At 69.2% G+C, this 861-nt stretch carries 1 protein-coding gene; it reads right to left on the bottom strand.

What is annotated here, in order from left to right:
* Positions 1-861, bottom strand: an 861-nt coding sequence (locus FF041_RS28930; RefSeq protein ID WP_194292209.1) for an FG-GAP-like repeat-containing protein, incomplete at both ends; no start/stop codon positions are given.

Here is an 861-nt window from a genome sequence, read left to right as displayed (position 1 = left end):
CCAAGCCGCCGGTGCCGGTGCCGCGGTAGAGGAAGAGGTGTCCGGTGGACTTCTCGCGGGCGACGAGGTCGTTGTCGCCGTCGCCGTCGAAGTCACCGACCCCGGTGATCTGGTCGTACCCCATCCAGCCGGTGCCGATGCGGGTGGAGCCGGCGGCCAAGCCGCCGGTACCGGTGCCGCGGTAGAGGAAGAGGTGTCCGGTGGTGTTGTGCTTGCCGAGGAGGTCGTTGTGACTGTCGCCGTCGAAGTCACCGGCGGCGATGGGGGTGTAGGTGTTCCAGCCGTTGTCGATGCGGGTGCGGCCGGTCTTGAACGTGCCCTTCCCGGTGCCGCGGTAGAGGAAGAGGTCTCCGGTGGCCGTTTCGGTGGCGAGGACGTCCTCGTGCCGGTCGCCGTCCCAGTCTCCGTGGCGAAGGATCGCGTTCATCCCGGTCCAGCCGGTGCCCGCCTGGCTGCTGCCGGGCTTGAAGGCGGCGTTGCCGTTGCCCTTGTGCAGGACGACGGTGCCGGTGGAGGTCTGGCGGGCCAGAACGTCGGGCTTGCCGTCGCCGTTCCAGTCACCGGACTCGGCGGAGGACGGGCGACAGTTCTTGCTGGTGATGTTCTGCCGGGGATACGCGAAGGCGACGCCGTTGAACCGGGCCGCGACGATCTCGCGGCCGCGGCGCTGTTCGTAGTGCAGGTGGTAGGCGCCGGGGGACCCTACGTCGCTGACCTTGCCAATCCTGTCGCCCTGGCGCACGGTGGTGCCGGTCTTCGCCTGACTGCGGACCTCCATGTGGAGGTAGCGGGTTGCCCAGCCGCCGCCGTGGTCGATCACCACATAGGACACGCCGTCCCGGTAGCGGCCGGATCCCGTCA

The organism is Streptomyces jumonjinensis, assembly GCF_009600885.1.
GTDB classification, from domain to species: Bacteria; Actinomycetota; Actinomycetes; order Streptomycetales; family Streptomycetaceae; genus Streptomyces; species Streptomyces jumonjinensis.
The sequence above is the reverse complement of the archived record's forward strand: the minus strand, read 5'-3'. Positions and strand labels throughout refer to the sequence as shown.